10 protein-coding genes are annotated in these 17,132 nt (G+C 60.8%); 7 read left to right on the top strand and 3 right to left on the bottom strand.

Going from position 1 to position 17,132, the window contains the following annotated elements; all coding sequences use genetic code 11:
• Nucleotides 1-98 precede the first annotated feature (98 nt).
• Entirely contained in the window at nucleotides 99-1,613 is a 1,515-nt protein-coding gene (locus tag VFZ66_21965) for an alpha-N-arabinofuranosidase (protein HEX6291867.1), read from the top strand.
• A gap of 308 nt (nucleotides 1,614-1,921) precedes the next feature.
• Nucleotides 1,922-3,268 (top strand): aminotransferase class III-fold pyridoxal phosphate-dependent enzyme, encoded by a 1,347-nt coding sequence (locus tag VFZ66_21960; protein ID HEX6291866.1) that lies wholly within the window; start codon nucleotides 1,922-1,924, stop codon nucleotides 3,266-3,268.
• Between the two features lie 49 nt (nucleotides 3,269-3,317).
• Here VFZ66_21960 and VFZ66_21955 read toward each other — a convergent pair whose 3' ends face one another.
• Nucleotides 3,318-5,810: an ATP-binding protein gene (locus tag VFZ66_21955; GenBank protein ID HEX6291865.1), complete on the bottom strand. Its 2,493-nt coding sequence runs from the start codon at nucleotides 5,808-5,810 to the stop codon at nucleotides 3,318-3,320.
• Between the two features lie 949 nt (nucleotides 5,811-6,759).
• On the opposite strand from VFZ66_21955, the gene VFZ66_21950 reads away from it, so the two are divergent.
• The 4 genes from VFZ66_21950 to VFZ66_21935 all read left to right on the top strand — a co-directional run bounded on the left by VFZ66_21950 (nucleotide 6,760) and on the right by VFZ66_21935 (nucleotide 14,354).
• On the top strand, nucleotides 6,760-9,492 hold the full coding sequence (locus tag VFZ66_21950) for a tetratricopeptide repeat protein (protein HEX6291864.1): 2,733 nt from the start codon (nucleotides 6,760-6,762) through the stop codon (nucleotides 9,490-9,492).
• A 699-nt stretch (nucleotides 9,493-10,191) separates the two neighbouring features.
• Nucleotides 10,192-12,474 carry a discoidin domain-containing protein gene (locus VFZ66_21945; protein ID HEX6291863.1) on the top strand — a complete coding sequence of 761 codons (2,283 nt, stop codon included), beginning with the start codon at nucleotides 10,192-10,194 and terminating at the stop codon, nucleotides 12,472-12,474.
• Between the two features lie 606 nt (nucleotides 12,475-13,080).
• Complete coding sequence (locus VFZ66_21940) at nucleotides 13,081-13,269, top strand: hypothetical protein (protein ID HEX6291862.1); 189 nt, start codon at nucleotides 13,081-13,083, stop codon at nucleotides 13,267-13,269.
• Nucleotides 13,270-13,634: 365 nt separating this feature from the next.
• Nucleotides 13,635-14,354: a hypothetical protein gene (locus tag VFZ66_21935; protein HEX6291861.1), complete on the top strand. Its 720-nt coding sequence runs from the start codon at nucleotides 13,635-13,637 to the stop codon at nucleotides 14,352-14,354.
• A 332-nt stretch (nucleotides 14,355-14,686) separates the two neighbouring features.
• On the opposite strand, the gene VFZ66_21930 is transcribed toward VFZ66_21935, so the two are convergent.
• Nucleotides 14,687-14,905: a hypothetical protein gene (locus VFZ66_21930; GenBank protein ID HEX6291860.1), complete on the bottom strand. Its 219-nt coding sequence runs from the start codon at nucleotides 14,903-14,905 to the stop codon at nucleotides 14,687-14,689.
• Between the two features lie 179 nt (nucleotides 14,906-15,084).
• Here VFZ66_21930 and VFZ66_21925 point away from each other — a divergent pair, with 179 nt between their 5' ends.
• The gene (locus tag VFZ66_21925) at nucleotides 15,085-15,306 is read left to right on the top strand and encodes a hypothetical protein (GenBank protein ID HEX6291859.1); all 222 of its coding nucleotides are present in this window, start codon (nucleotides 15,085-15,087) and stop codon (nucleotides 15,304-15,306) included.
• A gap of 797 nt (nucleotides 15,307-16,103) precedes the next feature.
• Here VFZ66_21925 and VFZ66_21920 read toward each other — a convergent pair.
• Nucleotides 16,104-16,661, bottom strand: a complete 558-nt coding sequence (locus VFZ66_21920) for a M23 family metallopeptidase (GenBank protein ID HEX6291858.1) — start codon at nucleotides 16,659-16,661, stop codon at nucleotides 16,104-16,106.
• Between the last annotated feature and the right edge of the window lie 471 nt (nucleotides 16,662-17,132).

The raw sequence follows: 17,132 nt of genomic DNA, 5'->3' as shown, positions 1-17,132 counted from the left end.
GTCTTCGGGCCGGGGCGTTGCAGGCGCGATGGTGTGCGTGACGACGATCTGCACGAGATGCGAGCACTCGTTGTGGGATAGAAAGGAAGCGTGACGTCATGGAGACGGCCAGAATCATTGCGGACCCTGAGTTTCGGATCGGGGTCGTCGATCCACGCTTGTTCGGCTCGTTCATCGAGCACCTGGGCCGGGCGGTGTATACCGGCATCTACGAGCCCGGACACCCGACAGCGGACGACATGGGCTTTCGGCGCGATGTGCTTGACCTTGTCCGCGAGCTGCGCGTCCCGATCGTGCGCTATCCCGGCGGTAACTTTGTCTCCGGCTATGACTGGCGCGACGGCGTGGGGCCGAACGACCAGCGCCCGCGACGGCTCGATCTCGCCTGGCGGAGCCTGGAGACGAACGAGGTCGGTACGGACGAGTTCTGTGCGTGGGCGCGGCGTGCCGGCACGGAGGTCAATCTCGCCGTCAATCTCGGAACCGGCGGCATCGACACCGCGCGCAGCCTGGTCGAGTACTGTAACCACCCGGGCGGCAGCCTGTATAGCGACATGCGGATTGCCAACGGCCACCGGGAGCCGTACAAGATTAAGACATGGTGCCTCGGCAATGAGATGGATGGTCCCTGGCAGCTCGGCCACCGAACCGCCGATGAGTATGGCAGGCACGCAGCACGGACCGCCATCGCCATGAAGTGGGTCGACTCGTCGATCGAGCTGGTGGCGTGTGGCAGCTCGCACGCCCAGATGCCGACCTTCGGCGAGTGGGAGGCGACGGTCCTCGACCATGTCTATGAGTACGTGGAGTACCTGTCGCTCCATCAATACTACCGGAATACCGACGATCTGGGCACCTTCCTCGCCCAAACGATCGAGATGGACGACTTTATCCGGAGTGTGGTTGCGATCTGTGACTTCGTGCGGGCCAAGAAGCGGCTCAAGAAGCAGCTCTATCTCTCCTTCGACGAGTGGAACGTGTGGTATCAGAACCCCATCGATCGAGAGATGATGCGGGATCACCCGTGGCAGGTAGCGCCGCCGCTGTTCGAGCGGCCATACACCCTCGAAGATGCGCTCGTAGTGGGTCTTATGCTCATCACCTTGCTGCGGCACGCCGATCGCGTCAAGATTGGCTGCATGGCGCAGCTCGTGAACACGATCGCTCCCATTAGCACCGTCACGGGCGGCGGGGCCTGGCGGCAGACGATCTACTATCCTTTCCTGCATGCCTCGCGGTATGGGCGAGGCACGGTCCTCGACCTCCAGGTCAGCTCGCCGACGTACGCAAACAAGGAGTTTGACGCGGTGCCCCTGCTCGATGCGGTTGCGGTCCTCGACCAGGAGCGCGAGGAGCTGAGCATCTTTGCCGTCAACCGAGGCCAGGAAGGAGCCTTACCCCTGGAGGGGGATCTGCGGGGCACGATGGGCTATCGCGTTGTCGAACACCTCGTGCTTGAGCATCCCGATCCGCTGGCAACCAACACGATCGAGCGCCCAAACGAGGTCGTGCCGCACACACGTGGCAATGCAGAGCTTTCGGACGGCAGGCTGACTGCCACACTGGCACCTCTGTCGTGGAACGTCATCCGCCTGTCCAGGCCGCGACGCTAGACATGCACATGCGCGTCCGCGCTGAAGTGATGGTCGGGCACCACCACACGGTGCCCGATCGAACCGTGCCGCTGATTGGGCGCATCGGTAAAGGCGGCACCGCACATGCCTGGAGATTCCTGACGTGTACGTTGTGGGCGAATGGCAGGAGAATCGATGCGGCTCCGTCGTCAGTGCGCACCTGCAGCGACGGCACAGGCTCCAGCACGGCGACCGTCATTCCGAACTGACGTGATAGTATAATACGCTGTACGATAACGCAAAGGCAAGGATCGGTTTCTGTTCTTGCCGGTCTAAGGAGTTGGCGTATGACACCAGGCACCCGTTCACGGCAGGACATCCTTGACCTTTCGCGTGAAACCACGCTGTACGAGTGGACCGCTCAGCGGGCGATCAAGCCGCTCGTGATCGATCGAGCCAAGGGCATCTATGTCTGGGATGTTGACGGCACGCGCTACCTGGATTTTAACTCGCAGCTGATGTGCGTCAACATCGGTCATGGCGACGAGCGCGTGCTGAGCGCGATCAAGGCGCAGATCGACAAGCTCTGTTATGTTGCGCCCACGGCTGCGACGACCGCAGCGCGCGCTGAGCTGGGTCGGCTGCTCCAAGAGATCACGCCTGGTAATCTCAGCAAAGCCTTTTTCACAAACGGCGGAGCCGAGGCCAACGAGAACGCCATCAAGATCGCGCGGATGGTCACGGGCCGTCACAAGATCATTGCGCGCTACCGCTCGTATCATGGGGCGACGGCAGGCGCGATTACGCTGACTGGCGATCCTCGGCGCTGGGCCGCTGAGCCCGGCATTCCTGGAGTTGTTCGCGTGATGGACCCGGATCGCTATCGCTGCCGCTGGTGCGGTGATCGACCGGCCTGTACGCTGGATTGTCTCAACCATATCGAGGATGTGATCCGATTTGAAGGACCCCACACGATCGCCGCGGTCATCGTCGAGCCAGTCGTCGGCACGAATGGGCTGATCATTCCGCCCGACGGGTATTTGCCTGGCCTGCGCGAACTTTGTACCCGGTACGGTATTCTGCTGATTTGCGATGAGGTTATGAGCGGCTTTGGCAGAACCGGGGCATGGTTTGCCGTGGATCACTGGGGCGTCACACCTGATATTATGACGGTCGCCAAAGGGCTGACCTCGGCCTACGTGCCGCTGGGCGCGACGATCGTCACGGATACGATCGCCGAGTACTTCGAGGACCGGCCACTCTCGGCTGGGCTTACCTACAACGCGCATCCGGTCGGCTGTGCGGCGGCAATCGCCTGTATCAAGGTGTACCAGGAGGACCGGCTGATCGAAAATGCGCGGGTGCTGGGCCAGGTGCTCGCAGCGGAGCTGCACCAGTACAAGGAGCGGCATCCTTCGGTGGGCGATGTCCGGTCGATTGGGCTGTTCAGTATCGTCGAGCTGGTCAAAAACCGCGCCACTCGCGAACCGCTGATACCGTTCAATCCCGGCCCGGATGAGCTCGGCCCGATGCCGGAATTCAACGCATTTCTGCGGCATAACGGCCTGTTTACCTTTGTGCGTTGGAATACATTCTTTATCAACCCGCCGCTCTGTATCACTGAGGAGCAACTGCGCGAAGGGCTGGCGATCATCGACCGCGGCCTTGAGATCATCGATCGAGCGGTAGCGTAGCCCCGAAATGATCTCGGATGGCACGGAGAATACGTCGGCCAGGCGGCGTTCACGGCGCGCTCCGCTTCGCGCTGTCGCTGTCCTGATTGCCGACCCGCCAGGCCGCACTGGCAAGGTTGCCATCCAGAACGGCGCGCACCGTGTGCGTCAACTGCTCCGGCGTCACCGGCTTCTGCAAGAACGCCGCAACCTGGTCCACCAGCCCGATTTCATCGATCACGGTCACTGTATCCCCCGACATCACGATGATCTTGCTGGTGGGCCGCATCTCCATCAGATGCTTGACGAGCGCAGCACCGCTCAGCTTGGGCATCTCCATATCGGTAATCGCCAGATGAATCGTCGCTGGATAGGTTGCTGCTATCCCCAGCCCCTCCTCGCCGTCAACGGCGGTCAGCACGGTGTAGCCCTGCGCCGTCAGCACCTTTGCGATCAGCTCACGCACGGCTGCGTCGTCTTCGGCGAGCAGCACCGTTTCGGTTCCACACGGCAGCCCGGTTGTCGTCGGCGCGTGCGCCTGCGCCGGGTGGTGGTCGCGGGCCACGGGAAGGTACACCGTGACCGTGGTGCCGTACCCCAGGCGGCTGGTCAGCCCGATGTGTCCGTGATGCTGCTTGATAATGCCATAGCAGGTTGCTAAGCCCAGGCCGGTCCCCTGCCCTGGTGGTTTCGTCGTAAAGAATGGCTCAAAGACATGCTCCACCACGTCCGATGGGATCCCGTACCCGGTATCCTGGACCGCCACGCGGACATACGCTCCCGGAGGCACTAGGCTATGGAGCGCATCACCCGCTTCAACTGTAACATTGGACGTTGTGATCGTCAGGGTGCCGCCCTCCGGCATGGCATCCCGCGCGTTGACCGCCAGGTTCATCAATACCTGGTCCATCTGACTCGAATCGGCGATGACGGGCCTCACCTCCGACGCCAGCTCTGTGACTACGTCAATCTCCTTGCCGACCAACCGGCGGAGCAGCTGACTCACCCCAACAATCTGGCTGTTGAGATCAATCATGCCGGGCAGCGTCACCTGCTTGCGGGCAAAGGTGAGCAGCCGTCCGGTGAGATTCGCCCCGCGCTCCACCGCGCGCTGAATTTCCTCCAGATCCGCAACGGCTGGATGATCGGGTGGCAGAGTCATCTGGGCAAGGGCGGCGCACCCGCTCATGACCGAGAGCAGGTTGTTGAAGTCATGGGCGATGCCGCCGGCCAGGCGTCCCACGGTTTCCAGCTTTTGTACGTGCAGCATCTGGGCCGTGAGGCGTTTCTGTTCGGTGATGTCGGTGGCGATTCCGAGATACCCGACGAACGCAGCCGACTCATCATGTTGCGGCGTAATCCATAGGGCAAACACATGGTTGGCTACCTCGATCTCCGTCTGGAACGCCTCCCCAGCCAGCCCCCGGCGGGCAACGTCCTGGATCATCGACGAGTCGGGAAACAGATCGAGCGCGGACTTTCCCACAACCTGCCCAGGCTGCAACCCGAACGCATACAGTCCTTTGCCTTCGGCGAGGGTAATGATGCCGTGCCGATTCACGGCGTAGAAGACGATGGGGAGATGGTTGATCACCGTGTGGAGCTGCGCCTCAGCCGCCTGGCGGGCCAGCTCCGCGCGTACTCGCTCGGTACTATCAAGTGCTATCCCAATGACCCCGTGACCCTGCCCAGGCGCTGCGGGCAGCGGCGTCAGGTACACCTCGTAGTGCCGATCGTCCCGCTTCCCGCTCCACTGCACCGTTTCTCCCGCGAGCGCCTGGCGGAAGAGCGCCAGCGTTTCAGGAAATGCGTCGGCATATCGATCCACGATCGACTGACCAACCAGCGACTCTGTGTCGAAGCCGCGCGCGGTGAGTGACTTGCCTTCCACCAGGGTAAAGGCACCCTGCGCATCCACGGTGAAGAGAATGACCGGCACATTGGTGACGATCGTCCGAAGCTGCGTTTCGCGATCCTGTAACGCCGTGTACGCATCATGCATGCGACTCACGAGCACGAGCAGATTGGTGCGAAACTGCCAGAGGAGCAGCAGGATCAGCGCAAGGGCGGCACCCAGCGAGCTGAGGCGCAGAACGGTCAAGAGCCAGAGCGGGAGCGGGCTTGGCCGCTCGATCACTTCGCCCAGCGCCGCAATCAGGATGGTCACGCTCCAGCAGGCTACCATCAGGTAGCGGAGGGTAGTGCCGTGGACATACGGTAAGACCAGGGCGATGACGAGCAGCGGGGCGATGGCGAGCGTGGAGAGAAACGCGGGCTGGATCAGAATGCCGGCGATGTCCATGATCCAGGCGCTGATCGCGATCAGCAACACGGCTGGTTTTAGTCGGTCTTGGCTCATCCAGCGCCGCGCGACGAACAGGATTCCGATGAAGAGGGCCGTAGCTGCCATCGTCAGCGCCGTCCATCCGTCGCCGAACAACACGATGGCGCCGATGTCCAGGATGATAAAACCGGCAAGCGTCCCGATGAGCCAGGTAAGAAAATGGTGCAGCTGCGCCTGTGTGTCGAGGCGATCAGGGATCTGCGACTCAGGAGCTTGCATTCGATACCTCCGGCACGTCGGCCACCCTTCCTCGTATGAGCTGATGTGCATAAACATTCATGCCACGCGCTGAACCATGATGCGAGGATCAGTCCGTTCGTCGCGCCGCTGGAGGCGGTTGCGGTGCAGCACGGGGCGAGAACGCAACATGGATGATCTGGTGATGGACGCATAGCGATTCTCATGCCACGCACCAGACTCAGCGGCATCACGGATCTGCGGTGAAGTGGCCGGTCAACCGCTGGCATCAGGTGTGCCTCCCAGAAACCGACCCGCAGCGTATGTCCAGATCCCGGGTTGCCGCGACCGATGGCGCTTCTGCAAACCGGCTTCACCCAAAAGCGTACCTGTCAGCTGCTACCGCTGGTGGGTACCGCGCCGCGCATGCCCCACGATCGAGGTCGGCCCCTGCCGTACGGACGTATGGCGCGTCCGTCGATCGACCCCTCGCGCTCATCGGTCCGTTCCAGCCCGACTTTGACGTAGCCCTACCAGCGCACTTCATGAGTTTGCAGGTATCGATAGAATCGGTATACTTGTCCCAGCCCCCCTTTCTCTTTCTGCACGAGAAAAGGTATGACCTGGCTCACACCTTGCCGCCGCCTTGATGCTACGCTCGTCCTGTGTGCGTGTTTGCTCCCTGGAGCCAGCAGCATGCCAGCGACCATCGCCATTGCCCGTGTGACTGGCGGGAATAGGCTCAACTCAGGTCTGGTTGAGGAGAGAACCTCCGCCACGGTAGGCCATGAGCGAGGAAGCATAAACCGCAGGAGCGAGTGTTCCATCGATCCCGCCTCCTTCGAGCATCGCTCGGCAATCGCTCGTAAGCATACGTGGGTTGACGTTCCAACGCAGGCGCTTGACCAGATCCCCACCGCCAAAACGCGCCGCGCGCTCGGTCGCTGGGCATGGGCTATGGTCGATCGGTAGCCTTCGGCCTGGCCTGGTCATGCTGGCGATGACGACCCTCGCAGACCATCTCACGACCAGTATCGAATGCTCAAATGAGCATACCTACCGCCATAGGGCTATGTGCTATCTTGTGGAGGATTTGCCAATGGAAGAGGAGACCAGCTTTGGAGCGTGGCTCAAGCAGCAGCGCCGTGCGCTGGATCTAACGCAAGCTGAACTCGCCACATGCGTCGGTTGTGCCATCGAGACGATCAAGCGCATTGAGCAGAATGTGCGCCGCCCTGGCAAACAAACCCTGATCCGCTTACTGGATTGCCTCTGTGTACCGCCCGCGGAGCGTGCAGCGCTGAACCGCTTTGCGCGTACCGGTCAGCGAGATCCACTACTCCCACAGCGCGGGGTAGACCATGGGCAGCTTCCCGCATCGAGCACATGTCTGGCCCAGATCCCACGACCGCCTACAGCGCTGATCGGACGGGCGGACGAACTGGCACACATTTGCCGACAGTTGCAGCGCCCCGATGTCCGCCTTATGACTCTCCTTGGGCCTCCCGGTGTCGGGAAAACACATCTGGCCCTCCAGGCTGCGATAGATCTCGTGCCATATTTCGCCAGCAGCGTTACGTTTGTGGATCTCGCGCCTATCAGTGATCCCATCCTGGTTCCATCAACGATCAAGCAGGCGCTCCAACTGCAAGGGGATAACCGGCAAACATCGCTCCAACAGATCTTGGAGGCCCTACGCGAGCAGCAGCACCTGTTGGTCCTGGACAACTTCGAGCAAATTATCGACGCGGCACCCCTGATCGGCACCCTCCTGGCCCACTGTCGGCGGCTGTCGATTCTCGTCACTTCCCGCACCGCTCTGCATTTACGCAGCGAATGGCAGGTTCCTGTGGCACCGCTGGCAGTTCCAGATATGGCGCACCTTCCTTCGATCACCCATGTCGCTCGTAGCCCAGCGGTAGCACTCTTTGTGGAGCGCGTGCAGCAGCGCAAGCCAGACTTCACACTGCTCCCAGAGAATGTCACTACGGTCGTCGGCATCTGCACGCACTTGGATGGGTTGCCTCTCGCCATCGAGTTGGCAGCGGCCTGGGCGCCCCATGTCTCACTCCCGGCACTCCTCGCTCAACTCCGTAGCCCGCTCGCGCTTCTGGTCGATACGGCGCACGATCGACCCGAACGCCAGCAAACCATCACGCGTACCATTGCGTGGAGCTACGATACGCTCGGTCGTGGAGCGCAGCGATTATTCGCGCGATTGAGCATCTTTGTTGGTGGATGTACCGCCGAGGCAGCTATCGCGATCTGTGAAGATCCTGAAGATCGCAGCATCGATATCCGTGACGGGCTCTTCACGCTTATCGACAAGCATCTGGTGCAACAATCACCAGGACCAGATGGGCATCCACGCATCAGCATGTTGACGACGATCCGCACATACGCGGAGGCGATTCTTGCGGCGGATGCCAGTGCGGCGCTCATCCACCAGCGACATGCAGCCTACTATCTCCAGCTGGCCGAGACACTGGAGCCGGAACTGAAAGGACCACACCAGGTATCCTGCCTAGACCGCCTGGAGATCGAGCGGGCAAACTTTTCCACTGTCCTCACGTGGTCGTTGGACCACGCTCCCGATATGGCCCTTCGTCTCGTAGGATCGCTGGGACGCTTCTGGTTGATGCGCGGGTATTTCGATGAGGGACGGCGCTTGCTGGGCCTGGTATTGGATCGGACACCACATGAAGGAACAGGGCCTCGGGCCAAGGCCCTGAACAGCGCCGGGGTGCTTGCTCACGCTCAGGGGGATCGTGACTCGGCCCATGCGTTGCTCACAGAATCCCTCCAGGTCTATCAGAGCCTCAAGGATCACCTGGGGATGGTCACTACCCTGAACAACCTGGCGATCAGCGTGACGTCGCAGGAGCAATTTCAGCAAGCGTACGACTATAGCATGGAGGCTCTGGCGCTCGCGCGCTCGCTGCCCGATACGCGCCATCTAGTGCATATTCTGAATACCCTTGGAACTACCGCCGAGGCTTTAGGTGACTACCAGCGCGCAGAATACTGGTTTTGTGAAAGCCTCACCGTGGCTCAAAAGGTGGGCGAAATCCAGGCAAGCAATATCATCCAGAATAATCTAGCGACCGTGGCGTTCGCCAGAGGCGAGTATCAAAACGCCATTCAGCGCAGCAAACGTATCTTGCCTTATGCGCACGAATACGGATTTAAACATCTCCTGGCCCACACGCTGCTGGTTCTTGGTGATTCATATCTCTTCCTGGGAAAATACAAATGGGCTCAGCAGTACCTGTCTGAAAACCTCCTCCTGGCGAAAGAGATCGGGGCGGTTGAGAAGGTCGTTGAAACGCTGCATAGCCTCGGGCATCTTGCGTTTGCAGCACACGACTATGAGCACATGGATGCGCTGTACGCCGAGAGCCTGCAGCTAGCCCAGACTCTTGATAAGCTTGTGAAGATCGTAGCCTCGCTGGAAGGATTAGCGGCAGCGGCTACCCGGCGTCGGCGTCATGCATATGCCATCCGCCTTTTTGGAGCAGCGGCGCGCCAGCGGGAAAAGGTAGGTGGGCTACGACGATCCCCCGATCATACCCGCTATCAGCTCTACACGGAACAGCTGGCAGCAGCTCGAGAACATCTGAGCCACATAGCCTTTATCGAGCTCTGGGAAGAAGGCTACCAGCTGACCATGGAGCAAGCAGTGGCGATAGCTTTAGCGACCGATTCCGCACAGGGCGCTTCCTAGCGTGCCGTCAGGCCGGGAGGGTGCCATGCCCGTGTGGCAGGGGCACCCGGCCCGGGGCGTCCCCCCAGGCATGCCCCGTCCCGATGCAGAATCGCCGCTGTGCAGGTGGTGCGGGTCTTCGACACGCCCCTCCGTATCAAGACCAGCGGGACGGCTGCACCCAGCGATCCCTGTGTCCGTATCGAGATACCATCTCAGGCCGCCAGGGTTTCTCACGTTCGTTTTGGTCCCCTTTTTGGTCCCCTCGTTGTACCCCAAAGGAATTGTGTAGCGACACCCCGTATGCTCTAATACCCCCATCGCAGGTCGTCTTCGTCGCATTTCAATAAGCGGGCCTGGTGTCAGATCGCATTGATTCATGCCATGTCCCTGGGATCAGCCGGATGTTCTTGGCGGAATACATCCACCTATCCTGGAGGACGATCCCTGGATCGTCGGCGTTGAGGACGTTTGTGTGTCGATGGATGGCCTGATTGACAAACACCGGCACCACCAGGCTCCCCTGTGCTCGCGTCCTGGTCCAGCGCCGGTGTGTCGTGGCACCGACCGGCGTACGTGCGTTTGGTGCGCGTGCGGCGTGCCACGCAGTTCACGCCCGCATAGACCAGAGAAAGGAGGAAACGTTCGCTTAGCGTGGAGTAGATGAGGCCCGTATGGTGCTGTGTTCTCTCTGGATCGTTCTACATCATGAGAAACAGGATGACAAACGCCATGAAAAAGACTGCCTTCATGCTGCCCCCCCTCGCTCGGACTGTGCTGATGCTTTTGGCCCTGATCACCGGGATCACGATGGTGCCAACCGCCCAACCGATGCAGGCGGCCTCATCAATGTCGCAATCTCCTCAGGTCATCGCTCCTCCGACCCCCGGCGCGCAACTCTGGTTACGAGCGGACGCAGGCGTAACCGCCAGCGCTGGCAAGGTATCAGCCTGGGCTGATCAGAGCGGCGCGGGAAATCACGCCTCTATGACCACGACGTCGCGACAGCCGGCCCTGATCGAGAATACGCTCAATAACCTGCCTGTGCTCCGCTTCAACGGCGCACAGTCGCTCACGCTGAGTACTCCGGTCAGCCCTCGAACCTTCACGATTTTCATTGTTGGAAAGAACAGCAAGTCTACCGAAACATACAGTATGATCCTGGGTCCGGGCGGTTCTTCACCAAACAACCAGCTCCGCTGGGAAAATGGCAGCCAGGTGCTGGTTGTGGGCAGCGGCAATAACCTGCCGACAACGAGGAGTTCCATCGGCAATACCCGTGTGTACCATGCTCTCATGGTTCGTTACGACGGTGCTACGCTCACCTTCTATCGAGATGGGAGCCTGATCTCCTCGCACACGTTGACGACGTCCGGTCCCTGGACCCTGGCGCAAATCGGTGCCTACTACTCGTCGTCCTTCATGACCGGGGATATCGCCGAAATCCTGATCTACCCAACGGCCCTGATCGAGGCAGACAGGAATAGAACAAACAGCTATCTCCACCAGAAGTATGCGCTCTCCGACGATGTCTTGCTCAAAGCCCGCCTCCAGCAGACGATGCAGCCGGTGCTCACGTATGCGCAGAACCTCCAGTTCCGCAACCTGGTCTACAACGGCATCGCGAGAAGGTTCGACGGTGATGACAATATCTTGCTCAGCACGGTCATCCAGGAAGCAGAACAGGCAGGCATCGTCGACCCGAACGCGCCAGACTGGCAATCGTTCAAAGCCCAAGTTGCGCAGTTCCAAGATGTCAACGGGAGCGTCTATTACCCGCAGATCTACATTCCCAACTTCGGGGAGGTGGCCCCAGATAGCACCGGCGTGTCGATGGTCGTCTATGAAACGGATCTGAGCAAGACGCACCTGACCGCCTATCAGGTGGACTCAACGGGCAATCTTCGTCCCAAGACCGATCCGGTCGACGAAACCTATACAGAAACCTATGAGGTCTGGGTGCTATCCGTGAATGAGCGTATCGATCCGGATACCCCGTATGCGCAGGCGAGCGACACGGACCGGGACGAGATGCGCACGGCATCATCGACGATGTCCATCACGCAAGCGTCTACCCAGGCCATCGCATGCAATCCGACGGGAATTAGGAATAACAAGGGGATGGAATACCTCCAGAAATTCAAGGTTCCAAGTCCCTCCTCCGTCGAACATTGGACGGCTGGCAAGCTGGAGCCACGGCTTGTCATCGTCGGCAACGGAGGGGCAGAGCTCAAGAATGCGTATTTTGGCAAGATCAAGCGCAGGACCATTCGCAACTGGTATACGACCGATCTCTTCATCACCACCTGGGACCGGGCAACGTGGGGCAACTACTGGGCCTACAAGTGGGTTGAAATCGATGGTGGGCCGAAAGTCGAGATCTCGCTGGGTCTGAGCGCGACGATCTTGCAGAAGATCGATGCCACCGCCGGCGTGAAAGCGATCATTGAGAAGAGATACGACGACATGGGCGCTGCGGTTGTTGGATTCGAGGAGTCCACGTTTATCCAGTATGGCACCGGGACCGTCGACTGGATGGTATGTAGCGTCGGCGGGGAGGGTGGTAGCGGCGATGAGAACCTCGCGCGCTCGGCGATTGCTGCCGCATCTTCGACCTATCCCTACGATGGATACGCTCCATCACGGGTCAACGATGGGTCAAGAACGACCACGGTGGGCGGCGCGTATAGCTGGGTTAATGCGGATAGGTACGCTCCCGACGGCTACCTCCCACAGTGGGTGCAGCTCGACTTCGGAACGACCAAGACGTTCTCGAGGGTGGTCATGTACACAAGCTCAGGATATCCCATCCAGGATTACGATATTCAGGTGTGGGACGGCAGCACCTGGGTCACGGTCGACTCTAGAACCGGGAATACCGCCCTCACGGTGACACATACCTTTGCGCCGACAACGGCACGGCTGGTGCGTATCCTTGGTCGCCGTGGACCATCGAACCAACCACAGTACGTTCGTGTCAACGAGTTCGAGGTCTATCCATGACGCGGACTCGCGGATAGCCGATGGTACGGATGTGCCCGATTCGGGTCATGGACATAGCCTGCGATATGGCCTGAATCCGGCGCACGCCTGCCTCGATGACGGCTGCGGCTCAACTGGAGCATCCCATTGAGCCGCAGCGTATGCCGTTTCACCTCCCCCCCCAAGAGCACGCTCCTGCCGCCTGGGTATCAAGATCGCGCTGATTGCCCGACTCGTCTAGATGTCTGTCGCATAGCCAATGCAGGGCAGCATCCGCGATGCCCGGCGCAGACGCATGGCCGAGCACCAAACCCTGCGCGAGCGCCAAGACCTGACAGCCGGGGGCCAGGTGGATCGGCAGGCCGCGAATGTCCGGGACACCTGAACGGAGCACCTGGAGTGTCGCAACGCCCGACAGCATGCGGGTGGCAGGCCGCGCCCGGTCCTGGTCGTCAGCGTGGTACTGCGCGGCTGTGTCTTGCCCTTGAGCCTTGAGTACATTAACCAGCGCGGCACCGGCTCCCCCGGCGCGAAGCAGGCAACATAGGCGAGGAGCGTCTACGCCAGTGCATCCGTCGGATCGTTGGGATCAAGCCGCGCATAGCGCTGCTCAAACGTCCACGCCCCATGCTGCACATGCTTGGTCGGCGAGAGTCCAGCATCCTGGAGGGAGCGGCGGTCAGCAGGTTGCGGGGAGGTACCCGCGCCACCCTGGTGCTCGGAAGGAGTCACATCACCGATCTGCGCGTCTATCAGGACGACCGCTGGTTTCTGGATCGAGCGCGTGTCGGCGTGTGGGGCTGCATGCTATTGTAGCGCAGAGCTGCGACGCGGCGCGAGACGATGGTGCCTGACCTCCTGCCGCCGACCAGGGGAGCACCAGATAGGACATCGATCGTGAGGGTCGCCAGGAGCAGGCGTACCGGTCTGCCCCGTCCTGGTCCCGTCGCATCGTCGCCGTGCGGTCCTTGCGTCGCAACCGACGACGCCACCCGTGCCAGCACCTCCTCGATGACCCCGATCGCGTCGGCTGCAACCTGAGCTTGTCCCTGTATCACCTGCTCTACCGCTTTTGCTACCGGAAACCGATCCATCATGCCGGTCGCTCTATGATGAAATGGTCCTACGTTCGGTGCAACCACACCCAGCACGCATTTTAGCTCGTGATAGGAGTACCCCCCATGCCAACCTGTTCGCTCCAGTTGCTTATTGATCCCGCCGATCTGCACGTGATCCAGGCCACCAACCGTATGATCGTCATCGCGAAGCCGGTCAACGATCCCCACCATCCCACGGTCGTCTGGCAAAGTTTCACGCCGCGCGCGGACAACCTCGTAGCGTGGTCGGACACCTACGGCCTTTATGCCGCCCCCACGCGGCTCGTTCACGGGGCGCGGCTCATGCCGACCCAATCGCAGCCCTATCCAGTACGCCCCGCGCATGCCTACGCCTTCGCCGCCGATGCGCGGTTCCATGGTCCCCTTCCCTGCGCTGGGGCTGTTGGTGCGCGGCAGTTCTACGTCGAGAATCAGGTCCCGCTCACCCAGTATCCCGCCTTGATCTTTGGCCTCACGCAAGCCGCGATCATCAATAGCTCCCCGACTCCAGCGATCCCCATCAGCGCGCACGCCGTGTCGGCGGACCAGGCGGCGTGGTTGACGCCGCTCAACACGGTGTATGTGTGGCTGCACGCAGAGATGGCGGGTGGTACCGTGCTGACGCACCTACCCGAAGCGGTCACAGCGGTCCAGTATGGTTCGTTGATCACCGCTCAGACGCTCAAGTACGATCCGGCGCAGGACCTGTTTCTCCCGTATTCGCACGTCAAGCGCAGCTTCAATCGCTCGCTCCCGTATGTGGCGTGGCCGGGGTCTGGCCTGTCGGCCCCGCCAGCACGATAAGCAGCCGCTGCTCGTCACGTCGCGTTGCGATCATGCCACCACCGCATGGGTCCTGGATCTGACCCAGGGCGCGAAATGCTCCCCTGGCTCTCGTTCTGTATCCTGTTTGGCGGTTCATCGCCCGCCGAGGTGCTCGACCGGGCGCTGACCGATCTGCGGCTGTACCGCACCCAGTGGAATCGCATCCTCGCGACGACGTTCGCCTTCCTCGATCAAGCTCTGCTACCGGGAACACCATCGGTTCGAGTGATGCCGATAATGGTTGTTCTCAAACCTCCCCGTCTCCTACCTCTCCGATAGGAGCGCGGCGAGACGGAGGGCAGGCCGACGAGTCACGACCTCGGCATCGCTGGGTCCACCTGAGAGTCCGGTTTCCAGCCGCTCCGCTTCGCCGCTCGAAGCATCACGTCAATGATGATCTGCGATCCCCGCTGCTGGCGCTGTGCCTCAAGAAAGTTGAGCGCCGCCTCAACCTCGGCGATCCGGTTGGCGGGAACCGAGATCAGCAGATGCCCGCCTTTCCCCGTATCCGATCGACGTGTAATCTTCATTCAGTCTTCTCCAAGAACAATAGTGTATATACACTACTATATATAATACCACACAAATCAATGTAAAATGCATTGATTATTGGTTGAATTTGTATATACAAAATGATACAATGTGTATATACAGCTAATAAGGTACGCTTTGGAACAACGGTGTGGGATGATCCCATCCGTTGGAGGGAATGATTATGCAGCGCAGGACGACGATGGTTCGAGAATACATCAACCAGCAGGCATTCGCCACGGACGAGCAGCAGCTCGGGCGCGAAGGCTGGTCGGTCGAATCGACGGCGAGTCCAAACGCGAAGCAGGGCTTCCTTCCCCGACACCTGCGCCAACAACTGGTCGCATCAGACGAGCAGATTGCTACGCTGAAGGATCGGTTGCCACGACCGATCATGTAGCCGCTCCCGGAGGAGCGCGTCGTGCAGCCGATTTAGCCGGTTCGTGGTAGACGACACCGTGACACGAGGAAGGATGCCGCGTTCATCGGCAGGAGAACCCCGACTGATGTGCGCGCGTCATGTCGAAACTCAGGCGCCGGAAGCGCACAGCCACGCGCCGGGCGTCGTGACATGTATCGTTGATGCAGGTAATCACCTGGCGCGCATGGGGTTGACATAACATTATTTTGGGGTAAGCAACCGCTCGGCACCTCTCGTGCCATCGTAGTGCATGGATGTGCCACGTGGCGACTCAGACATCATCCTGGGGCGGTAGCTCCTTCAGCGGCGACCAGCCTGGGTGCTGGCAACACCGCTGCGAGGGGCTACCGCTGCATCCCCGTGCCGTGCTCGTGTGTTTCGTCCTGCGTCGTGCCTTACCACGTTCCTGGGGAAAGCAGGAGCAGGGTAGGAAGAGAAGACTCGCCTGGCTTGGCCGCTGGTTTGCTGACATACCCGCCGTGATCGCGAATGATAGGGGACGTACCAATGGACAGCATGGTGCGGCTGGTCCGGCTTGTAGACTCGCCGATCGAGGCCCGTTTCCTCACACGCGCGGCGTCCGAGGCTCCGCAGCACATACGCTTTTGTGCGCCAGCCCGATGCGGAGTGCTGGTAGTCGTGGATCACGGAACGCCGGTTCTGGACCCTCCGGAACCGGCAGCGCACGAACCGGCGGAAGCCCTGAGGCGATCTGCAGAAGTCAGGGGGCGCGGCCAAGCGCGCCCGAAGGTCCTGCGGTGCCACAATGTGGCCGATTAGCAACTGTTATGGCTGGTGAGTGGCTGATAATCGTCGAAATATTTGACCTCGTAGCTGCCTAAGATGGCCTTCACGGCAGAGCTGTTGTAGCGCTGCTCGTAGTGCAGGTGCGCGCCGCTGCTGCCGCCGCTGTTCCCGACCGAGCCGATGCGCGTGCCCATCGACACGGACTGGCCCACGCTCCCAAAGGTTTCGGACAGGTGGGCGTACAGCGTGGTCCAGCCGCCGCCGTGGTTGATGATCATATAGCGACCATAGCTCTCATCGCCAAGGTTGCGAATCACGGAGATCGTGCCACCGGCACTCGCGATCACTGCATCGCCGAAGTCATTGTCGCGGTTGAAATCAACGGCGTAGAGCGGGTTGTGATTGCTGCGTGTGCTGGCGATCCAGGTTTGTCCACAGCGAAACGGCATGCGGAACAAGGGCCGGGCGTGCGCCGGCGCAACGTTCTGCGGCACCAGGGCGGAGAGCAGCAGCGTAGCACTCAGGGCGAGTGCGGCGAACAGGGTAGAGCGGCGACGGATGCGTTTGGGTGAGCGGCTGGCAAGCATGCCTGTTCCTCCTGTGGGTCATAGCGTCGGACTGACGACGGCGGCAGGGGACCCTGGTCGACGATCGTCGTGGTGGGTCTTAACTGAGTTTAAACCACCGATGCCCTACGAGTAAACCACAGATCACGGCGGAAATCTACGGGTCAGGGGGTACAAAAAGGGGCACAATTTGGCGATGCGCGGATACCGCCACCTGTTCCCGGCAGCGCTGGCGTTGCGGGGCTGCGTCATGGGGTGGTGCGCGGGGAGGCGCAGGTGTTCACCTGCGCGCGCAAGGTGCCGCGAGCAGCACGGAGGACATCGCTGCATGGGGTGTACTCGACGGCTGAGGCTTAGGTCGCCCGCTCGGCCCCCGCAGATCGAGCATGTCTACAGGACCTTCACGAACGCATCGTGCGCTCATGCCGGATGGAGAAGCTTTGCGACGTGGTCGTGCAAGGCGGCAAAGCCGGTTGGGAGTTCCAGCACGTC

Source organism: Herpetosiphonaceae bacterium (assembly GCA_036374795.1).
Taxonomy (GTDB): Bacteria; Chloroflexota; Chloroflexia; order Chloroflexales; family Kallotenuaceae; genus LB3-1.
This window is presented reverse-complemented; position numbering and strand designations above follow the sequence as displayed.

Coding starts and splice junctions, on each gene's coding strand:
- VFZ66_21955 (HEX6291865.1), bottom strand. CDS start 5,810: ATGCAAGCTCCTGAGTCGCAGATCCCTGATCGCCTCGACACACAGGCG.
- VFZ66_21920 (HEX6291858.1), bottom strand. CDS start 16,661: ATGCTTGCCAGCCGCTCACCCAAACGCATCCGTCGCCGCTCTACCCTG.
- VFZ66_21945 (HEX6291863.1), top strand. CDS start 10,192: ATGACAAACGCCATGAAAAAGACTGCCTTCATGCTGCCCCCCCTCGCT.
- VFZ66_21935 (HEX6291861.1), top strand. CDS start 13,635: ATGCCAACCTGTTCGCTCCAGTTGCTTATTGATCCCGCCGATCTGCAC.
- VFZ66_21925 (HEX6291859.1), top strand. CDS start 15,085: ATGATTATGCAGCGCAGGACGACGATGGTTCGAGAATACATCAACCAG.
- VFZ66_21940 (HEX6291862.1), top strand. CDS start 13,081: ATGCTGCACATGCTTGGTCGGCGAGAGTCCAGCATCCTGGAGGGAGCG.
- VFZ66_21950 (HEX6291864.1), top strand. CDS start 6,760: ATGCTGGCGATGACGACCCTCGCAGACCATCTCACGACCAGTATCGAA.
- VFZ66_21965 (HEX6291867.1), top strand. CDS start 99: ATGGAGACGGCCAGAATCATTGCGGACCCTGAGTTTCGGATCGGGGTC.
- VFZ66_21930 (HEX6291860.1), bottom strand. CDS start 14,905: ATGAAGATTACACGTCGATCGGATACGGGGAAAGGCGGGCATCTGCTG.
- VFZ66_21960 (HEX6291866.1), top strand. CDS start 1,922: ATGACACCAGGCACCCGTTCACGGCAGGACATCCTTGACCTTTCGCGT.